The organism is Bacillus sp. SSR7 (assembly GCF_055902415.1).
In genome coordinates this window covers 141,901-162,954 of sequence record NZ_JBVVXV010000006.1, presented here as the reverse complement: position 1 = coordinate 162,954, position 21,054 = coordinate 141,901, and the positions used below count along the sequence as shown (strand labels likewise).

Genomic DNA, 21,054 nt, shown 5'->3' with positions numbered 1-21,054 from the left:
TCTCTTGCTTTTTTATCACTTGCGTAGTAAAGTGATAGTAAGATTCACGATAGGAAGTGATCAAACATGCGTGATAATACGATAGGATCATTAATATGGTTACGTTTAATACGATTTACGAACCAAAGTAATCAGATGTCAAATGAGTTTTTAAAACGTTTTGATTTAACGACTGCTCAATTTGATGTGCTTTTGCAAATACGTACGTATCAACCACTAACACAAATGGAGTTAGCTGAAAAGGTAACTGTTACACAAGGCGGTATTTCTCGAATGTTAACACGTCTTGAAAAAGAAGGATATATTGTGCGAAAACAAGACTGGAAAACGAAAACAATTAGTCTTACAGAGCAAGGGGAAGCAGCTTTAGAAAAAGCACTGCCAGAGCAACTTGCATTTCAATCTTCGTTTTTTGATGATGTATTAAATGAAGAAGAGCAGAAAATATTATACGAGCTAATGACGAAAGTTCATAAGCATAGCGAAAAAAAAGAATTACCACATGAGTAATTTTTTTTACACCATCAATTGATTAGTCAAGTGATGGTGTAAATAATAGCGATATACACTTGACTTACCAACGTTTTAATAAGAGAAACGAATAACACTTTATTAAAGGAGAGAACAAATATGGAAAAATACCGCATGGATACAAGTAAAGGAATGGAGTTTGGATTATATTCGATTGGGGATCATGTTTTAAATCCGCATAATGGAGAGAAAATTAGTGCGGAACAAAGAATTCATGAATTAATTGAAACAGCTAAGTTAGCAGATGAAGCTGGACTTGATGTATTTGCTGTCGGTGAAAGTCATCAAACGCATTTTACAACGCAAGCTCATACAGTGATTTTAGGGGCGATTGCACAAGCTACGAAAAATATAAAAATTGCAAGTTCAGCATCGATAATAAGTACATCTGATCCGGTACGAGTATACGAGGACTTTGCTACACTTGATTTGATTTCTAGTGGACGTGCAGAAATTGTGGCTGGTCGTGGATCTCGTATTGGGGGATATAGTTTACTTGGTTATGACGTGAATGATTATGAAGAGTTATTTGAAGAGAAGATGGATCTTTTATTAAAAATCAATAAAGAGGAACATGTAACATGGAATGGACAGTTCAGAGCACCGCTTGCGCATGCATCGGTTATTCCAAGAGCTAAAAATAATAACTTACCGATTTGGCGTGCAGTTGGTGGCCCACCAGCTAGTGCGATTAAAGCAGGACGTGCAGGTGTACCAATGATGATAACAACACTAGGTGGCCCAGCTATTAACTTTAAAGGATCAGTAGATGCTTACCGTGAGGCGGCTGCGCAAAGTGGATTTAATCCAGCGAGTTTGCCAGTTGCAACAACGAGTTTATTTTACACAGCAAAAAATTCACAAGATGCACTTAGTGAATACTATCCTCATATTAATGCTGGTATGCTTACGCTACGCGGTGGTGGGTATCCGAAACAACAATTTACAAATGCAATAGATTACCGTGACGCGTTAATGGTTGGTAGCCCGCAACAAATTATCGAAAAAATGCTTTACCAATATGAATTGTTTGGGCAACAACGTTTTATGGCAGAAATTGATTTTGGTGGTGTACCATTTGATAAAATTGAGAAAAACATTGAATTAATTGCTACTGAAATTTTACCGGCTATTAGAAAACATACAGCAAAATAATTTGAAAAATACCGAGGGTCTAATCGATTCTCGGTATTTTTTTATGTATGAATTTAGTTTAAAAAAATGACAATAAAATGAATTTTTAGTCTAGAAAGAGGGAGTATGTTTTCTATTTTTGAATAACATTATTTTGTGTTTGAATTTTAGAAATACAATTTTCTCTTGACAAAAAAATAACGAATTTACTCATTGGTTAATAGGACATTTTTTTGTGGAAAAGTCAAGTGTATAAAGAGAAAAACGATTATTTTATTGATGCAAAGATAAGTCTCATATTAAAAAAACACATTTTATCGATGAGAAAAATCTAATTCAAAAAAATACCAAAAGACATATTTCAGACAAAATGATGTCAATAATACGTCAAAAATCAGCTGAATTTACTATGCAGGTATATTATACAATTCGATTAACGAATAAAACACTACAGAAATAGTGAAAAGGTAAAAAATAGCATTACAATAGTTTGAAAAACTGAAACTTCATATTTTTCGACAATACATACAAAATATTTTTGTCTTTTCGTATTTCTTAATAATTGAGTTTGATAAGATTGCTCAATTAACTTTTATTATAAAAACTATGAAGGAAGTGATTGTAGTATGGAAACGCTCGAATTGGCACGAATACAATTCGCATCAACAACGATTTTCCATTACTTTTTTGTTCCGCTGTCTATTGGTTTAGCTTTTATCATTGCGCTAATGCAAACGTTGTATGTGGTAAAGGGACAAGAAATTTATAAGAAGATGACGAAGTTTTGGACACAAATATTCCTTGTAAACTTTGCGGTAGGTGTAGTAACTGGTATTTTACAAGAATTCCAGTTTGGTATGAACTGGTCAACATATTCACGTTTCGTAGGTGATGTGTTTGGTCCATCACTTGCGATTGAAGGTTTATTAGCATTTTTCATTGAGTCTACATTTCTAGGGTTATGGGTATTCGGTGAAGATAAATTACCGAAGCGAATTCATCTATTATGTATTTGGCTCCTTTCAATTGGAACAATGTTATCAGCATTTTGGATTTTAACTGCAAGTGCATTTATGCAATCGCCAGTAGGATATGAAATGGCAGCAGATGGACGTGCACAAATGAATGATTTCTTAGCAATTATTCAAAATCCACAATTATGGGTGCAATTCCCGCATACAATTACAGCGGCAATTGCAACTGGTGCATTCTTTATTGCAGGTGTAAGTGCATGGAAAATAACGAAAGCGCAAGAAACTGAGGTATTTAAAAAATCGTTCCGTATTTCTATCATTGTTGGAACACTTACAACTGCGCTTGTATTATTCTTCGGTCATGCGCAAGCACAACAATTAATTAAGACACACCCAATGAAAATGGCGGCAGCTGAAGCGTTATGGAATACGAGTGAAGATCCAGCGCCATTTACAGTATTTGCGAAAATTGATGCAGAGAAGAAAGAAAATTCGTTTGAAATTCAAATCCCGTATATGCTAAGTCTATTATCATTTGATAAATTTAGTGGTCAAGTAGAAGGTATGAACCAAATTCAAAAGCAATATGAAGAAAAATATGGGCCTGGAGATTATATTCCACCAGTACACACGATGTTCTGGAGCTTTAGAGCGATGGTAATGAGTGGAACATTTATGCTTCTTCTAGGAGCGTACGGATGGTTCTTATCAAGAAAAGATCGATTAGCTGAAAAAACTTGGTATTTAAAATTAATGGTGTATGCAATTTCACTACCGTTTATCGGTAATACAGTAGGATGGATTATGACTGAAATGGGACGTCAGCCTTGGGTAGTTTTCGGTGTTATGAAAACAGAAGATGCTGTATCTCCAAATGTTACGTTCGGGGAAGTGTTATTCTCTTTAGTTTCATTCACATCACTATATTTAATTATAGGTGGAATTACTATTTACTTATTCGTTCGTATCATTAAAGGTCATGAGAATAAGAAAGCGAAACAGGATTCTCAAAGCCATGATCCATTTGATAAGGAGGATGAGTATGTTATCTCTTAATGAGTTGTGGTTTATTATTATTGCAGTTTTATTCGTTGGCTTCTTTGTACTTGAAGGTTTCGATTTCGGTGTAGGTATAGTTTCAAGGTTTTTAGGAGAAAACGATTTAGAGAAAAGAATATATTTAAATACAATTGGTCCATTTTGGCACGCGAATGAAGTATGGCTTGTTTGTGCAGGTGGCGCTATGTTTGCGGCATTCCCGCATTGGTATGCAACTTTATTTAGTGGGTTTTACATTCCGTTTGTATTTATGCTTCTTGCTTTAATTATTAGAGGTGTTTCCTTTAAATTCCGTGCGAAAATAGATAATCATAAATGGAAAGGCTTTTGGGATTGGGGTATGTTTTTAGGAAGTTTACTACCGCCTATCCTTTGGGGAGTTGCCATTGCTAACTTTATGGTAGGTATTCCAATTGATGAGACGAAAAATGCTGTAGGTGGATTCTTACAATTACTTCATCCATTTGCATTACTTGGAGGAGTTATGTTCCTTCTGTTATGTATTGTTCACGGATTGCAATTCCTTACTATACGTACAACAGGTAAGTTAAGAGAACGTGCACGTATTGCCGCGTTGAAAATTGCACCACTTGCAATTATAGTACTTCTTGTTTTTGCGGGTGTAGGGTTATGGAAAACAGATATATTCACTGGTCATGGTACAGAGTGGATTATGGTTCCGATTGGAGCTTTTGTAGCATTATGCGCGTCAACATTATTAAATAAAAGAAGAAGAGATGGTTGGGCTTTCGTTATGACGAGTTTAACAATCATTTTACTAAGTGCGAGTGTGTTTGCCGGCATGTTCCCACGTGTTTTAATTAGTTCGTTAGGGTCAATATACGATTTAACAATTTATAATGCAGCATCAGGAGATTATGCACTAAAACTGATGACGTATTTTTCAATTGCTATATTGCCATTTGTTTTGGGAAGTCAAATATGGAGTTTCTATGTGTTTAGACAACCTGTTAAGTCAGATAAAGATTTGGAGTACTAATGAAAAGAAAAAGAGGACTTCCGTCGTATCCTGGTAGCCGAGTTTTATATGTAGTTTTAACAATCATTAGCATTTTAGAAGCTATAAGTATTATTGCGCAAACAGTGTTTTTAGCGAGGGCTATTACGTTTTTATTTCAGGGAGAAACAGTACAATCTGTGTTAAATGAAACGGTGTATTTTGGAATCACGTTTGCAGTACGTCACATATTGGTTCGAATATCGCAAATATTAGTTGAACGTTTTGCTGAAAAAACAGGATCGCTACTGAGAAAACAATTAATAGAGGCGTATTTCACATTAGGTCCACGGTATGTTCAAACTGTTGGAACAGGTCATCTGGTTACCTTATCGATAGAGGGTATTGAGAAATTTAAAACATATATTGAATTAACAATTCCTAAAATGATAAGAAGTAGTATCGTACCGGGACTAATTGTACTATATGTTTTTACACTAGATATTGAGTCTGGAATCATTTTAGTTGTAACGATTCCAATAGTAATTATTTTTATGATCCTACTAGGATTAGCAGCGCAGAAAATGGCGGATAGCCAATATGAAACGTATCGTGTTCTTTCTAATCATTTTGTAGATACGTTAAAAGGATTAGAAACATTAAAGTATTTAGGTCAAAGTAAACAACACGAAGGAAAGATTGAAAAAGTAAGTAAAAGATATAGAAAAGCAACGATGCGTACTTTGCGAGTTGCTTTTCTTTCTTCTTTTGCATTAGATTTCTTTACGAGTTTATCAATTGCATTTGTGGCGGTCGGATTAGGGATACGTTTAATAGATGGGACAATTGTACTATTGCCAGCCCTTACGATTTTAATTTTAGCTCCGGAATATTTCTTGCCGATTAAACAAGTTGGAGCAAATTATCATGCTACGTTAGATGGACAACTTGCAATGGAGCAAATAGAAGAGATTTTACAGCAACAAAAAGAAATAGGGAAGAAAGAATCTAATGTAGATCTAATATGGAATTCCTCTAGTAACTTGAAATTACAAGATGTAAAAGTAAAGAATGATCAATCTGAAAAAGCTATATTAGAGGGAATTGATTTTACTTGGAATGGAAACGGTGCTATAGGTGTAATTGGTGAAAGTGGGGCAGGGAAATCGACGTTAATCGACGTATTAGCTGGATTTTTAACTCCTTCGGGTGGAAAAATGATTGTAAATGAAGTGGAAATTGACGGGTCTACTCGTGAAGAGTGGCAAAAGAATATTGCTTATATTCCGCAGCAACCTTATATTTTCCCGCTTTCATTAAAAGATAACATTTGTTTCTATGAAACAAATACAACTGATGAAGAAGTGGAAAGGGTTATTAATGAAGTCGGTCTTCGTTCACTCGTTACATCGCTTCCAAATGGAATGTATGAAAGAATTGGAGAAGGTGGACGTATGCTGAGTGGCGGACAAGAACAACGTGTCGCTATGGCGCGTGCACTTTTAAGTAAAAAGCCAATTATTTTATTAGATGAGCCTACGGCACATCTTGATATTGAAACTGAATTTGAAATAAAGAAAGCAATGTTACGTCTGTTTGAAGGTAAGTTAGTATTTCTTGCAACACATCGTCTTCACTGGATGAAACAAATGGATCATATTCTTATTTTAAATAAAGGGAAAATGATAGAAAGCGGAACGTATGAAGAACTTGTAAAGAATGAGGCATTACATGTTCACAGGAAAGAGAGGGGATAGAGATGAGTAACTGGATTAAACCGTATATACAGCAAAACAAAGGTAGAATGACTGTAACTATTTTCCTTGGTCTGCTTGGAGTTAGTTCAGGTGCGATGCTACTTTTCATTTCAGGTTATTTAATCTCTAAATCTGCTCTTAGACCAGAAAATGTAATGGCTGTATATGTTCCTATCGTTGCAACACGTGCGTTTAGTATAGGGCAAGCGGTATTTCATTATTTAGAGCGTTTAGTTGGACACGATGTTGTACTACGCATATTAGAAAAGATGAGAACGAAACTATATGGAATAGTAGAACCACAGGCGTTATTTTTTCGTTCACGATTTCAAACGGGCGATATGTTAGGGATATTATCCGAAGATATAGAGCATTTGCAAAACTTATATTTACGTACAATATTTCCTAGCATATTAGCATTAGTTGTATATAGCATATTCGTACTTGTTATCGGTACATTTGACGTAGTGTTTGCACTTATTGCAGGGTGTATGTTAGCTATTATCGTTTTTCTGCTTCCATTTGTATCGTTACTTTTAATGAAGCAACATCACGTTACTTTAAAACAAGGAAGAAACCGTTTGTATCAACAACTAACAGATGCTGTTTTTGGATTATCTGATTGGCAAGCAAGTGGTAGAAAAGATGAATTCATTGATAAGTATGTAAAGCAAAATGCTCAGTTGTTAAAAACGGAAAAAAGAATGAAGCGTTGGAATCATATTCGGGACAGTATTATTCAATTAGTAGTGGGTATTGTAGTTATTTCAATGATTATATGGACTGGAAATGAGGCAGCAAGAGAACAAATTGCTCCTACCGTTATTGCGGCTTTCGTCTTAATGACGTTATCTGTCACAAACGCATTAATTCCTCTTTCAGATGCTATCGATCGAATTCCATCATATGTAGAATCTGCTCATCGTCTAAATCAAGTAGAAGGTGATAGTGTTTTACAGGATGAAGAGGAATTACATGGAGATAAAGATTATGTTGCATCAAAACATATAGACATTGAATTAAATCATGTATCGTATAGTTACCCAGATAGCAATGAATTTGTATTGAAAGAAGTATCACTGGAAATAAAGGCAGGAAAGAAAATCGCCATTTTAGGAAGAAGCGGAACAGGAAAATCTACTTTGTTAAAATTGTTAACAGGTGCGCTAAGCCCGTTACATGGTGAAGTTTTATTGAATAGTGAACATGCTCACACGAATCTTTTATCAAAATATATTTCTGTATTGAATCAAAAGCCGCATTTATTCGATACGACAATTGGAAATAATGTTCGAATCGGCAAACCAGAGGCAACGGATGAAGAGATATGGAATGCTTTAGAGAAAGCACAATTAGCTTCGCATATTGCTTCTCTTCCAGATGGATTACAAACAAAAATGCATGAGATGGGAAAAAGATTTTCTGGTGGGGAAAGACAACGGGTTGCTTTTGCAAGAACGCTAATGCAAGAAGCACCAATCATTGTACTAGATGAACCTACAATCGGCTTAGATCCAAAGACAGAATTATCTTTAATAGAAACGATGTTTTCTGCAACGGAAGAAAAGACAGTAATTTGGATTACGCACCATCTTGTAGGAATGGAGCATGTTGATGAAGTAATATTCCTTGATCGTGGTCAAATTGTGATGCAAGGTAGTCATGAACAACTTCTGAAAGAAAACAAAAAGTATCGTATGCTTTATGAGTTAGACAAAGGAATATAATTTTATCCGACTTTAATGGGCAGTAAGACCTCCACCTCAAAATTCAGCGAAAGCAAAGAAGTTAGGTGGGGGGCGGGCTGCCCCTAAAAGTCCGATTGGTGAGGGCTGATAATCAGTGGGGGATGAAGAAAACCCCCACTGATTAAAGTTTCACTTTATTAAGTATGTAATGGAAAAATAGCTACGCCTAATGGTGGAGCTATTTTTTGTTTTGAAATAAATATTCTATTCTTTTTTTTTTGATGGATGGCAAATGTATATGATCATTACGAATGAAAAATGAATTTCATATTATACATATAATGGAGGGGATATACATGAAGGAGCAGTATAAAATTATTGTTTTAAGTGATGAATCATCAAGGGAGAAGATTCAAAATACATTAGACAAAAATAAATGTAGAACAATCGTTCATCTTGTAGACGTTTCATCTATTGTTCAAATAGAAAATTCTTTTCAATATATAGTCATTTGGAGAATAGACGCAGCAAAACTTACAAATGAATTGATAAATAGGGGCGTGCAAAGTACAAAAATTATTAATTTAACAAAATACATGTATGAATGGAGGAATAAATTAATTTCTATCTATCAAATAAATCCGGATCTTATGTCTTTATACATTTCTATGAAAAAAGCAAAGGGTGATCCGACGTATGAATTGTTTGCGACGGGCTTGTCTTATCCGCATTGTGGCATAAGTACGGAGCTCCTCTCAAAAAAGTCAATAAAACTAACACTTCCATCGCAAGATTTATACTATGATTATTTAATAGCATCACAACTTCTATCAAACAATCATTCCTTTCAATATTGTTTGATAGGAATAGCTTATTTCTCGTTTTATTTTGACATGTCGTTATCATCTGAATCATATAGAATTCACAAAGTATATTATCCATTGTTTCAGGACGGTCATCATACTGTAGTTCATTCTCCTCTACTCACTGATGGGTTCTCACACCTAGATACGCCGAAACCGCTTTTTTCTATTTTTAATTTGCATTTTGAGTATATTTTATTAGATGAACTAAAAGATGAATCATTGATACTGCCCTGGATACACGCTGAATGGAATACCACTCCTCCTCACATTCCTTTTGAAGAACACGGGAAAATAAGAGCAGCTTCACATGCTAAATTGTTATATCCTCATACTTTAGTTGAAAATAAAACGATTTTCAAAAAATATTTAGAACTATTGTTAAAACATGATATAAAACCACTAATTGTTGTATTTCCTGTTACTTCACATTATTTCAATTGTAGTAGTAAGAAATTAAAAGAAGATTTTTATAACGTTATAAACGATTTTCAATCTCAATATTCTTTTCAAATTATAGATTTATTTGATTCGCCATTATTTTATGATGATGATTTTTATGATAGTGATCATATGAATAAAAAAGGTGCAAATAAAATGTCCGTGTTATTAAATATGTTTATTCAGGAACGAAAAGTATGATATTTCATTTCATGTCTGCATAAAAGTATATAGGCTCCATTCGGTTAAAGTAATGTGATTTTTGTGTCGCGTATATAAATAATATGCGAAGAGGTGAGAGAGTAAAATGAGAACTCGTATTGAAAGAAATGAAGAGATGATAGATAAACTTCCGTTGGTAAGTGTATTAATTCCTACATATAATCGTCCACGCTACTTTGAAGAGGCGTTATGTAGTGTGTTGGAACAAACGTACCCTAATATAGAAATTATAGTTGGAGATGATAGTACGAATGATGAAACAGAAAAGGTATTACAAAAATACTTATGTGATCATTCAAATATTACTTATATAAAAAACAGGTCAACTCTCGGACAGTTTGAAAATGCTCTAATGTTATTTAATGAAGCGAGCGGTGAGTATATAAATTTTTTAATGGACGATGATATCTTTCATGTGGATAAAATTGAAAAAATGATGAAATATTTTTTCAATGATTTAAATAATGAAATTAAGCTTGTAACATCCCATCGTCAAGTAATTGATGAAAAAGGGAAAGAACTACGACATATTTATTCAACTGTCCGTTTATTTAAAGAGGATACGATTATAGAGGGAACAGAATTAGCAAATAGGGTAATTGTCGATCAAAAAAATTATATTGGAGAACCGACAACAGTTTTATTTCGTAAAAATGATTTACAAGAACCGTATGGGATTTTTGATAAGAGGAGGTATCTTTGTAACGTAGATATAGCTTCATGGTTATCTTTATTAAGTAAGGGAAAAGCAGTATATATAGCAGAGACACTGAGTTACTTTCGGTTACATCCAGATCAACAGTTAAATGAATCTAATAAAATGATGGATGGATTAGAAGATTTTTCACATAGTATTCTAGTAGGAGAAAAATATGGTTTCTTATCTAACGAAAAAGAGTTAGATAAAGCGATAACTAATTTTCTAGATTATGCAAGAAGGATAGTTCCATCATCAATATTATATACATTAGACTATTATCAAAAAATTAAAGAAAAGAAAATAAACATAGAAAAGAAAAAACAACATATAAATAATAATTCGCCTTTACCGAAAGTAAGTATACTTATTCCTGCGTACAATAGGCCGTATTACTTGGAATTGGCGCTTAACAGCGCTCTGAATCAAACATATGAAAATATTGAAATTATTATTTCTGACGACAGTACAAATAATGAAGTCAATGCTATGATTCAACCGTATTTACGTGAATATGAGTGTATTACATATGCTAAAAATGAAACTCCGTTAGTTGCTGAAAACTTTAATAAGTGTATAGAACTTGCGAACGGGGATTATATAAACTTTTTATTAGATGATGACTTATTTCATCATGAAAAGATCGAGAGAATGATGAAATACTTTTTGACGTTAGAAAATATTTCATTTGTGACGTCTTATCGTGAACTGATTGATGAGAACGGAGAGATATTACCACCTTCAACTTTGAATATGAAAATTGCGAAAGAAACTACACTTTTTGAAGGAAAAGAATTAGGGAATTACATATTGAAAAATTTAAAAAATATAGTAGGTGAGCCGACAACTGTTCTGTTTAATCGGAACTTGTTTGAAGGGAAGTTTGGGTATTTTAAAGGGAAGGCTTATTCTGCTATTAATGATATTGCAACTTGGTTAGATATGATGAGGAAAGGGAAAGTAGTTTATATAAAAGAGCCTCTTAGTTATTTTAGACAACATAGTGGACAAAATCAAAAACAAATGCATTTTATTTTCATGACAATTGACGAGTGGATTGAATTAATTATAGATGCATATAATAGTGGATTTTTAAGTTCTGAGAGGGATTATAAAGAGAGCCTATCTTATTGTTTAGAAAATGCGGGATTTATAGTTAAGGATGCAGTAAGAAATGGAGAACTAGATCAAATTTATAATGAAAAGATTAAAAAAGGATTAAATAAGCTAGTTGCTCATATGTTTGAGAAAGAATCTTGTTATTGTCAATATTGCAATCAACAATTTGAAAAATTTTTACCTTGGCCAGCAGATTATGATTTTCCGAAATATAAATTTGAGATGTGGAATAAAGATACAGGGATATGTCCAGTTTGTAGTTCAATGGATCGTGAAAGATTGTATCGTGCGTACATTGAAACGGAAACGGACTTGTTAAGTAGAAAATATACTATGCTTCATATTGCACCTGAAGTGAATTTAAGGGATTGGTTTAACGAGTATAAAAATATTACGTATGTATGTGGAGATATAGAACCAAAGGATCCATTAATGAAGGAAATTGATGTTACAAGTATTACATATGATAGTAATACGTTTGATGTAATTTTATGTAGCCATGTATTAGAACACGTTCTTGACGATGATAAAGCAATGCGAGAGTTATATAGGGTTTTAAAACCAAATGGATGGGGAATTATTCAAGTACCAATCGTAATGAATGTAGATTCTATTATAGAGAATAAATTAATTGTAACACCACAATTAAGAAAATTAGCTTTTGGTCAAGAAGATCATGTGAGAATTTATAATCAATCGGGATTCATTCAACGATTAACGAATGCAGGATTTAAGGTGGAATTATATAACATAGCTGAAAGACAAGGAATGAAAAGTGCGAGGAAATTTGGATTATCTGAAACAGATATGCTCTATATTGTCCGAAAATGATAGGAAGGAATAGATAGATATGGAGAATATTCCTTTTTTACGTGCTTCAACTGTACCAGTAATTGAGTATTTAGATGAATTGAAGGAAATTGATGCATCGCACATATATACGAATTATGGACCTATAAATCAACGTTTTGAACAAACAATTATGTCGGGATTTTTTCAGAACAGGGGAGCTGTTACAACAGTAGCAAACGCAACGTTAGGGTTAATGACGGCCATTCAACTTAAGAAAAGAAAAAAAGGAAAGTATGCCCTCATGCCTAGTTTTACATTCCCTGCAACTCCATTAGCGGCTATTTGGTGTGGTTTGGAACCTTATTTTATTGATATTGGAATAGATGATTGGTATATGGATAAAACAGTACTCTGGGATAAGATTGAAGAATTAAAAAAAGAGGTTGCAATTGTTGTCCCGTACGCAACTTTTGGCTCATGGATGAACTTAGAAGAATATGAAGAATTAGAGAAAAAGGGTGTTCCGGTTGTCGTAGATGCGGCACCGGGATTTGGATTAATGAATGGAGGGATGCATTACGGTCAAGATTTTAGTGGAATGATCGTATATAGCTTTCATGCAACAAAGCCTTTTGGAATTGGTGAAGGAGGGCTCATATATAGTAAAAACGAAGAAGATATACAACGTATTAAAAAAATGGGTAATTTCGGATTTGATACAAATCGTGAATGTACGATGATGGGGTTTAATTGTAAAATGTCTGAATATGCAGCCGCGATTGGGATTGCAACTATGAAAAAATGGGGTGACAAATTAAAAGAACGCACCCGTATTTCTGAATGGTATAAACAATTGTTACAAAGTAATGGATTAATGAAAAAAGGGTGGCAACTCCAAAAGACAGAAGCAGTTATTCAGCAATTTATGCCTATTCTTTGTCCGGAAGAAGTTCGCAATATACAAGTAATAGAAGAACTGAAAAAACAGAAAATAGAAGCTAGATTATACTTTTCGCCATCATGCCATCAACAAGTTTTTTTTAGAAATTATAAGTCTACAGATTTAATAGAAACGGATAAAATAGCAAAACGAATAGTAAGTTTGCCTTTATGGGAAGGAATGACGAAAGAAATAGTAGAACAAATTGTAATCTGTTTAGGACAGAAGGTGGTGTCGGCAGATGAATAGTTTTTATAGTCAAGAAGAGCTAAAGAAAATTGGATTTTTATCTGTTGGGAAAAATGTATTGATTAGTAAAAAAGCAAGTATATATAATCCAGGTGTTATATCAGTTGGTAATCATGTAAGAATTGATGATTTTTGCATTTTAAGTGGCAAAATCACAATTGGAAGTTATTCGCACATATCAGCGTATACAGCGTTATATGGAGGGGAAGTTGGGATAGAAATGCATGACTTTGCAAATATCTCAGCTAAGACAATCGTATATGCAGTACTAGATGATTTTAGTGGGAATACATTAATGGGGCCAACCGTTCCGAATCAATATAGGAATGTGAAAACAGAAAAAGTTATTTTAAAAAAACATGCGATTATTGGTGCTAATTCTATTCTTTTTCCAAATGTAACTATAGGAGAAGGCACGGCAGTAGGTGCGATGAGTATGGTGAAAAAGAGTTTAGAAGATTGGTATATTTATGCTGGAGTTCCCGTAAGAAAAATAAAACCTCGTCAAAGAAAGATGCTAGAGTTAGAAATTGATTTTTTAAAAAACATTCCTTCTTAACAAAAAGAAGGAATGTTTTTTATTTTTATGGTGCAGCAGAGTGTGTATCTTAACTTATTATGTTTTAAATTTTGCTGACCAAGGCAATACTGAGCCATAGTGAATGTAAAGTTGGAGGGCGAGCGTATATGTTTGATGAGGATGGGATTGTTTTAATTATGGAACCGGCTGATGAAAGAAATTTGAGGAGATTTATTTTTTCAGTACCAAAGTCAGTGTATGAAAAGAAGGGGCTTATATTACACTATGGAACAGCTATAGGACAAGGATATACGGATATAATTGAAGATATTATTAGCGTACATATAGAAGTAGATGTTGTAACGGTAATCGGGCATGTAAGAGGGTAAATAGCTATTTGAAAAAAGGTTATAAGTAATGTAGCTAGAAGTTAGGATAGAGAAACTTACAGACAATTATAAAGACGAAGGGAGCCTAAAATGAAAAAAAAATCAATTTTAGTAGTATTTATAGTTACAATTGGTTTGATGGGATGTTCACTCGTTGAACAAGGAAAAAACTCCATAGATTATGCTCAAAAAGCGACAGACTATGTAAACGAAATAAGTGCGTTTGCAAATGATGCACCAGCTTTAGCTGAAAAGGCCGTTAATGATAGCGAAGCTCGAAAAGAATTAGAAACGAAGCTTAGTGAAATTAAACAAGATATACCCGTTTTTAATGAATTAACACCGCCTGATGTAGCAAAGGATCTTCATCAGCAAATCGTCGGATATAACGAAAAGTTAAATACGTTAATTGATACGGCGATGACAAAGATAGAAGAAGGGAAAGTGAATGTAGAAGAGTTTAAAAACTCTGAGCTTATGCAGACGGTAGATCAAGTTCGAGAGTTGAAAGAGAAGGTGCAAAATTTAGGTCAATAGTAAAAGGCTCCGTTTATCACAAACGGAGCCTTTTACTATTGGATGCAATAAACGATTACACCAACGATAATAATCGTGTTGCCGATGAGTTTACGTTTCGTTATTTTTTCTCCTAGGAAATACCAACCGAAAATTAATATGATGATATAACTTAAGGATTCTAATGCTGATGCTTGTTTTAATGCCATGCCCTTCATGGCGATAACATTTAATCCAGCGTTAATTACAAATAAAGAGTAGCCGATAATAACATAAGGATTTACATATTCTTTTATTCTAGAATCGTATTGTTGCAAAGTAGCTTTTTTTAATAATATTTGTGAGTAATTAGCTAAAATTATCCCGAAAATAAACAATAACATATAACTATTCATCTTTTGTCACCACCACAATTCCGCCGATAATAATAGCTGCACCAAGTAAATGATTCCACTGAATCGTATCTCCAAATAGAAATACTGACCAAAGCATTGACCATAGTATAATAATCCCGCGATGTGAATATGCTTTTGATATTTCGAAATGTTTAATTACTTGTTGCCATAAAATTGCATATCCAAATAAAAGTATAACTAGTCCGAAATAAGCAATAAAAAATGAGATGGAAGCAATGGGAAATTTAGCCGCCCATTTCATGTAAACCATAATGATAGAATATATCAAAAAAGCTACATGTAAAAATAAGTAATTTTTAATAGTTGGTTTCATTTATTCACTCTCTTTTGCATATAAATATATATTTATACCTAATTTTTTTAATGATAGATATTGGAACGTATTTAGTTTAATCTTTCACATTCCAAATTATATAGTATCATGGCTTTTATTGTAAAACAATAAAAGCCATGTATTCATTTTTTCCAAGATTCTATAATATGTATCGTTTTATTTGTCGCATCCAACTCTACTTGAACACCGATAGGTATGGTAATCATTGGATGTGTATGGCAACAATCGAAGTCTGCTAGAAAAGGAATTCTTTGATTTTGAAGTACTTCTAATAGTATTTCAAAAGGTTTTCGATTTGTACCACAATGATCAAATTGCTCATGTTTTCCAAGAATGATACCTGAAATTTTATCGAATACACCGTTAATTTTAAGGAATGAAAAGCTTCTTTCAATAGTAGCTGCATCTTTTGAACTGTCCTCAATAAAGAGAATGTCACCCTCTTGAATATGTGGCATATAAGGGCTACCCCAAATTCCTTGTATCGTGTTTAAATTCCCGCCAATAATACGTCCAGTAGCTTTTCCGTCAATTACTGAAATCCAATCGTTTGGTCGAAGTTCTTTCTCCTTCGTCTTTTCTTCCCAATTAATAAATTCATCTGACCAAAATAATGGTTGTTTTATATGATAAGGAAGAGAATGATCATGTAGTAAAGTTTCAGCAAAATATTTATATGTGTAATCAACAAAAGGTTCAAATTCGCCAAAAGAAGGGACGAGAGCTGGTCCATAAAATGTAGGGATTCCTGTTTTGGTGTAAATTCCTAGTAATAAAGCAGTTGCATCTGAATACCCAATCATTATTTTAGGGTTATTTAGAAAAGCATCATAATCAATATAAGGTAATATTGAATTTGAATTCATGCCACCAATTGTTGACATGATACAAGAAACATTTGGATTTCTTATTAAAGCATTCAGTTCCTCAGCACGCTCTTGTATACTACCCGAACGATAGAAATCATATCGACCTGTTAATGAACCTTCTAATATATAAAACCCTTTCTGTTGTAAGTAAGATTTTGCTCGTTCAAATCTTTTTGGAGAAGTGTAGGTTGCTGGTGAAGAAGGGGTGTAGATCCCGACTGTGTCTCCGTATTTTAATGATTTTGGAAGTAGCATTTGTATGAATCCCTTCTATTAAATAGTTTATCTCGCTATTTGATGGATAGCCCGATTGGTGGGGCTGATTAAAACGAGATTTTATTATTGAATATTCTTACGTTTCAATATTGTAAGTTTAACATAAATAAATTAAAATAATCATTGCTGTATATGAATAAATATACTTTTTACCTTGACTATATAAAGGAATTGTTGTTAAGGTTAAATGTGAGTGTATAAAAGGTTTGCTAAAGGAGTTTTGAAATGAATCGGTTAAAATGGGGAAGGATGACAGTCCTATTAGTCATTATTTTAGGGATATGTTGGTTCTTATTCCAAGGAAATCAAAAGAGCATAGCGAATGTAGAGGGACAACCTTTGCAAGTGGCAGAACTACCTAAAGCAGGATTTACTGAAAAAGTAGTCCCGCCAAAGTACATCCCACCAGAAATTAACGCAAAAGCAGCTATGATTATCGATGCGAGTGATGGAGATATTATTTATCAATATAATGAAAATGAGGCTTTTGCACCGGCTAGTATGTCTAAGATGATGACAGCGTATCTCTTACTAGAGAGTATACATAACGGAAAAGTTCGCTGGGAAGATCCAGTAAAAATGAGTGCGAAGGCGGCACAAACAGAGGGAGCGAGAATCCCAGTACAAGTTAATGACACATTAACTGTTAAAGATTTATATCATGCATTAATGATTGAGTCAGCTAATAATTCAGCTGTGGCTTTAGCAGAACATATGGCAAAATCGGAGAAAGATTTCGTTCAGCTTATGAATGCAAAAGCGAAACAGTTAAAAATGTCGGAACATGCTAAATTTGCAAATGCTTCTGGATTACAAGAGCCAGATGGAAGTGAAACAAAAATGACGGCTGGTGATGTAGCAAACTTGGCGTATCATCTTATAAAAGATTACCCAGAAATATTAGAAGTGACTCACTTACGTCAAAGTCAGTTAGCATTTAATAATATTAATGTTATAAGTACAAATGATATGTTAAACAAAAATAATAAAGCTTTATATATAGAAGGAATAGACGGATTAAAAACAGGATTTACAGATAGCGCAGGGTATTGTTTTACGGGTACAGCAAAACAAGGTGATACTCGTATTATTACAGTTGTTATGGGAACAAAAGGTAAAACGAAGCGTTTTACAGAGACGAATAAGCTAATGTCTTATGCATTTGGCTTAGTTAATTAAGTGAAATACTGAGTTGGATCCTCATATAAGAAAGGCGATGTATTGTTACCTATTACCAGTAACAATACATCGCCTTTTTATTTTTAATATTAGGGAATAAAAAGGTAAAATATGTGAGTATTATTATTTGAGTTTAATATTATTTATTGATATTATAAAGTTAGAAACTTATTAATGATAAGTTTTAGGAGGCAGATTATAATATATACATATGAAACAGCCTCAAATGAAAATTGGAGGGAATTATGATGGCAAAGGATTTTTACTCAGCAATTGAAGACAGAAGATCTATTTACGCAATTAGTAAAGAGCAAGTAGTTTCTGATGAGAAAATTCAAGAAGTGATTTATCATGCTGTAAAACATACACCTTCAGCTTTTAACTCTCAGAGCGCTCGCGTTGTCGTCTTGTTAGGAGAACAACATGATAAGTTATGGGATATTACGAAAGAAACGTTACGAAAAATTGTACCTGAAAATAACTTTGCATCTACTGAAGAAAAAATGAATGCATTTAAAAGTGGTTATGGAACGGTTTTATATTTTGAAGATAGTCAAGTGGTGGAACAACTGCAAGAAAACTTTACATTATATAAAGAGAACTTTCCGATTTGGTCTCAGCAATCCTCAGGAATGTTACAATTTGCAATTTGGACAGCTTTAGAAATTGAAGGATTCGGTGCTACATTGCAACATTACAATCCGTTAATTGATGAAGAAGTGAGAACAGAATGGGGAGTTCCAAAAAGTTGGAAACTTACTGCGCAAATGCCGTTTGGTAAACCGGTGGTATCTGCTGGTGAAAAAGAATACCAACCTTTAGAAAACCGTGTGAAAATTTATAAATAATGTAGGAATGAGTGGGGGGATTTTTCATCCCCCACTCATTATTAGTTGAACCAATCGGGGTCTTACTGTCCGGCGAATAGCGGGATAAAAGGTGAACAGGGATACAACCTGTTCACCTTTTATAAGTAATAAGGATTTTTTTGATAGGAATTTTTCATCTGATTTTTTAATTCGTTTTTACGTGTTTCAATAGTTGATATTTTTTGTAAGGTAATAATTGAAACGAATTGAAAAAAAGCATAGTACAGTTCTATATTTTTATTGATAGGATTATCTATTATATTTTTCATAAATATACCTCCTTTTTGATTTCGCTATTTGTGGGCAATAAGGCTTCCATCTCAAAATTCAATGTTAAGTGGAGAATACCGACCTGTAAAAGTTCGATTGGTTTCCGGGTAGGGTGGATAATATTTGTATGGATTAAGGCACCACTGTATATATGATAATATAAATATCCTTAAAATTCCATATGCAGTGGAAAATAGTTAGTGGAATATACATTTTCGTCAAATAAGAACAGAATTTTTGAAGTTAAATCTTACAAATCGTCAAATCTTTTAAAAGCGATAGATAGTATCAAAAATAATTTTCTAAAAATATTATACTATTGATAAAAAAAGTGTTTTTCGTCATGATAAGAGTATACTTCATAGGAAGAACTATAATAGGAAATACATTCTTTGCATTGTGTTAGATGAATAGAATTTTTTTAAGTGGATAGAAAATATATACTAAGATAATGAATGGTATGTCGAATTTTCAATAAAATACATAAGAAATATAAAAAAAGCATTGCAAAAAGAGTAAGTTTAATGGTAAAGTTCACATGAAGTTCACACAGATTTCACTTCGCTCGTTTAAAATGAACTCTGTGTGAAAAATAAAACTCTTGTTAAAAAATGGAACTTAATGAATATTTTACTTTGATAATATTGTAAAGTATTAAGTTTATAAGTTTTTTTTAAGAGGATAGTAGGGAAAGGAAGTAAAGACAACTTATGAAAAAAGTAATTGCAGGTTTAGCAGCAGCTTCAGTAGCAGGTGTTGCAGTTCCAGGTATGGATTCTGCTCATGCACAAGTTTCAAACGAAGCGCTAAAAGAAATTAATGGACAAACTCAAACACAAACGACTGTAACTGAAACAAAAACTGTAGAAACAAAATCCGACTTAAAATACACAGTAACTGCTGATGTATTAAATGTTCGTTCAGGTGCTGGTACAGGACATAGCGTTATTTCTAAAGTAAAACAAGGTCAAGTACTACAAGTAATTGGACAAGAAAACGGTTGGTTCAAAGTAACTGTAAACGGTCAAACTGGTTATGTAAGTGGTGACTTCGTAACGACTGGTGGTAAAACAGGAACTACTGTTCAACAAGGAACTGGTACTTACACAGTAAACGTTTCTTCACTTAACGTACGTACAGGCCCAAGTACATCTCATACAGTATTAGGCTCTGTAAATAAAGGTAAAACAGTACAAGTTGTTGGTGAAGTACAAGATTGGTTTAAAATCAACTTCAATGGTGGAACTGGATACGTAAGCAAAGACTTCGTAACAAAAGGTGGTTCTGCTGTATCTAACCAAACACAACAACCAACTACAAACAACAATACTACTACAGTTCAAACTGGTGGTTCTTATGTTGTTAACACTGGTGCTTTAAAAGTACGTACAGGCCCAGCTACATACAACGCTGTAATCGGTGGTGTAACAAACGGTACAGTATTAAACGTTACTGGCGCTGAAAATGGTTGGTACAAAATTAACCATAACGGCCGCACAGGTTACGTAAGTGCAGACTTCGTTAAGTTTGTAAAAGGCGGAGTAAACAACGTTACAAATAACAATAACGTTACAAATAACGTTCAACAACCAGGTAAAGACGTACAAAAACCAACAACTGGTGGAGATACATCTTCAATCGCTGGATTCGCTAGATCATTAAATGGTTCACCATACAGAACAGCTGGTACAACACCTGCTGGTTTTGATTGCAGTGGATTCATTCACTACGTATTAAATCAAACTGGTCATAAAGGCGCTCGTCAAACAGTTGCTGGATACTGGAGCTCTAAAACAAAAACTAGCAATCCACAACCAGGTGATTTAGTATACTTCCAAAACACTTATAAATCAGGTCCTTCTCACATGGGTGTTTACTTAGGAAACGGTCAGTTCATTAGTGCAGAAACTGATGCAACTGGTGTACGTATTAGTTCTGTAAGTAACTCTTACTGGAGCAAGCACCTATTAGGTTACACAAAAGCATACTAAG

19 protein-coding genes are annotated in these 21,054 nt (G+C 33.6%); 15 read left to right on the top strand and 4 right to left on the bottom strand.

Annotation, left to right across the window (positions count from 1 at the left end; translation table 11 throughout):
- The first annotated feature begins 66 nt into the window (after positions 1-66).
- From AC0NJG_RS13845 to AC0NJG_RS13790, 12 genes are all read left to right on the top strand, one after another.
- On the top strand, positions 67-510 hold the full coding sequence (locus AC0NJG_RS13845; protein ID WP_087952903.1) for a MarR family winged helix-turn-helix transcriptional regulator: 444 nt from the start codon (positions 67-69) through the stop codon (positions 508-510).
- Positions 511-630: 120 nt separating this feature from the next.
- Positions 631-1,686 (top strand): LLM class flavin-dependent oxidoreductase, encoded by a 1,056-nt coding sequence (locus AC0NJG_RS13840; RefSeq protein WP_087952902.1) that lies wholly within the window; start codon positions 631-633, stop codon positions 1,684-1,686.
- A gap of 605 nt (positions 1,687-2,291) precedes the next feature.
- Positions 2,292-3,695 carry a cytochrome ubiquinol oxidase subunit I gene (gene cydA / locus AC0NJG_RS13835; protein ID WP_000448877.1) on the top strand — a complete coding sequence of 468 codons (1,404 nt, stop codon included), beginning with the start codon at positions 2,292-2,294 and terminating at the stop codon, positions 3,693-3,695.
- Complete coding sequence (gene cydB / locus AC0NJG_RS13830) at positions 3,682-4,698, top strand: cytochrome d ubiquinol oxidase subunit II (RefSeq protein ID WP_087952901.1); 1,017 nt, start codon at positions 3,682-3,684, stop codon at positions 4,696-4,698. Before cydA ends, cydB begins: the two co-directional genes overlap by 14 nt.
- The gene (gene cydD, locus AC0NJG_RS13825; RefSeq protein WP_308901063.1) at positions 4,698-6,413 is read left to right on the top strand and encodes a thiol reductant ABC exporter subunit CydD; all 1,716 of its coding nucleotides are present in this window, start codon (positions 4,698-4,700) and stop codon (positions 6,411-6,413) included. Before cydB ends, cydD begins: the two co-directional genes overlap by 1 nt.
- A gap of 2 nt (positions 6,414-6,415) precedes the next feature.
- On the top strand, positions 6,416-8,140 hold the full coding sequence (gene cydC, locus AC0NJG_RS13820) for a thiol reductant ABC exporter subunit CydC (protein WP_308901065.1): 1,725 nt from the start codon (positions 6,416-6,418) through the stop codon (positions 8,138-8,140).
- Between the two features lie 317 nt (positions 8,141-8,457).
- The gene (locus AC0NJG_RS13815) at positions 8,458-9,606 is read left to right on the top strand and encodes a hypothetical protein (protein WP_088327284.1); all 1,149 of its coding nucleotides are present in this window, start codon (positions 8,458-8,460) and stop codon (positions 9,604-9,606) included.
- Positions 9,607-9,712: 106 nt separating this feature from the next.
- The gene (locus tag AC0NJG_RS13810) at positions 9,713-12,274 is read left to right on the top strand and encodes a glycosyltransferase (RefSeq protein WP_308901067.1); all 2,562 of its coding nucleotides are present in this window, start codon (positions 9,713-9,715) and stop codon (positions 12,272-12,274) included.
- Positions 12,275-12,293: 19 nt separating this feature from the next.
- On the top strand, positions 12,294-13,424 hold the full coding sequence (locus tag AC0NJG_RS13805) for an aminotransferase class I/II-fold pyridoxal phosphate-dependent enzyme (protein WP_474063149.1): 1,131 nt from the start codon (positions 12,294-12,296) through the stop codon (positions 13,422-13,424).
- On the top strand, positions 13,417-13,983 hold the full coding sequence (locus tag AC0NJG_RS13800; RefSeq protein WP_062821935.1) for an acyltransferase: 567 nt from the start codon (positions 13,417-13,419) through the stop codon (positions 13,981-13,983). The genes AC0NJG_RS13805 and AC0NJG_RS13800 overlap by 8 nt, the downstream gene beginning before the upstream one ends.
- Positions 13,984-14,111: 128 nt before the next feature.
- Entirely contained in the window at positions 14,112-14,333 is a 222-nt protein-coding gene (locus tag AC0NJG_RS13795; protein ID WP_140168468.1) for a hypothetical protein, read from the top strand.
- Between the two features lie 90 nt (positions 14,334-14,423).
- Positions 14,424-14,870 carry a DUF6376 family protein gene (locus AC0NJG_RS13790; RefSeq protein ID WP_474063148.1) on the top strand — a complete coding sequence of 149 codons (447 nt, stop codon included), beginning with the start codon at positions 14,424-14,426 and terminating at the stop codon, positions 14,868-14,870.
- A gap of 35 nt (positions 14,871-14,905) precedes the next feature.
- Here the strand turns inward: AC0NJG_RS13790 and AC0NJG_RS13785 are convergent, their stop codons facing one another.
- The 3 genes from AC0NJG_RS13785 to AC0NJG_RS13775 all read right to left on the bottom strand — a co-directional run bounded on the left by AC0NJG_RS13785 (position 14,906) and on the right by AC0NJG_RS13775 (position 16,723).
- Positions 14,906-15,244 carry an EamA family transporter gene (locus tag AC0NJG_RS13785; protein WP_087952892.1) on the bottom strand — a complete coding sequence of 113 codons (339 nt, stop codon included), beginning with the start codon at positions 15,242-15,244 and terminating at the stop codon, positions 14,906-14,908.
- Positions 15,237-15,578, bottom strand: a complete 342-nt coding sequence (locus AC0NJG_RS13780; RefSeq protein WP_048552020.1) for an EamA family transporter — start codon at positions 15,576-15,578, stop codon at positions 15,237-15,239. The genes AC0NJG_RS13785 and AC0NJG_RS13780 overlap by 8 nt, the downstream gene beginning before the upstream one ends.
- Before the next feature lie 143 nt (positions 15,579-15,721).
- Complete coding sequence (locus AC0NJG_RS13775) at positions 15,722-16,723, bottom strand: S66 family peptidase (RefSeq protein ID WP_474063147.1); 1,002 nt, start codon at positions 16,721-16,723, stop codon at positions 15,722-15,724.
- Between the two features lie 246 nt (positions 16,724-16,969).
- Here AC0NJG_RS13775 and AC0NJG_RS13770 point away from each other — a divergent pair, with 246 nt between their 5' ends.
- Together AC0NJG_RS13770 and AC0NJG_RS13765 are read left to right on the top strand one after the other, a co-directional pair.
- Positions 16,970-17,923: a D-alanyl-D-alanine carboxypeptidase family protein gene (locus tag AC0NJG_RS13770; RefSeq protein WP_087994509.1), complete on the top strand. Its 954-nt coding sequence runs from the start codon at positions 16,970-16,972 to the stop codon at positions 17,921-17,923.
- 245 nt (positions 17,924-18,168) lie between these two features.
- The gene (locus AC0NJG_RS13765; protein ID WP_173601407.1) at positions 18,169-18,771 is read left to right on the top strand and encodes a nitroreductase family protein; all 603 of its coding nucleotides are present in this window, start codon (positions 18,169-18,171) and stop codon (positions 18,769-18,771) included.
- Positions 18,772-18,890: 119 nt separating this feature from the next.
- Here AC0NJG_RS13765 and AC0NJG_RS13760 read toward each other — a convergent pair whose 3' ends face one another.
- Complete coding sequence (locus AC0NJG_RS13760) at positions 18,891-19,061, bottom strand: DNA mismatch repair protein MutT (RefSeq protein WP_088327292.1); 171 nt, start codon at positions 19,059-19,061, stop codon at positions 18,891-18,893.
- Positions 19,062-19,772: 711 nt separating this feature from the next.
- On the opposite strand from AC0NJG_RS13760, the gene entFM reads away from it, so the two are divergent.
- Positions 19,773-21,053, top strand: a complete 1,281-nt coding sequence (entFM, locus tag AC0NJG_RS13755) for an enterotoxin EntFM (RefSeq protein ID WP_000755519.1) — start codon at positions 19,773-19,775, stop codon at positions 21,051-21,053.
- The last annotated feature ends 1 nt before the right edge of the window (position 21,054 follow it).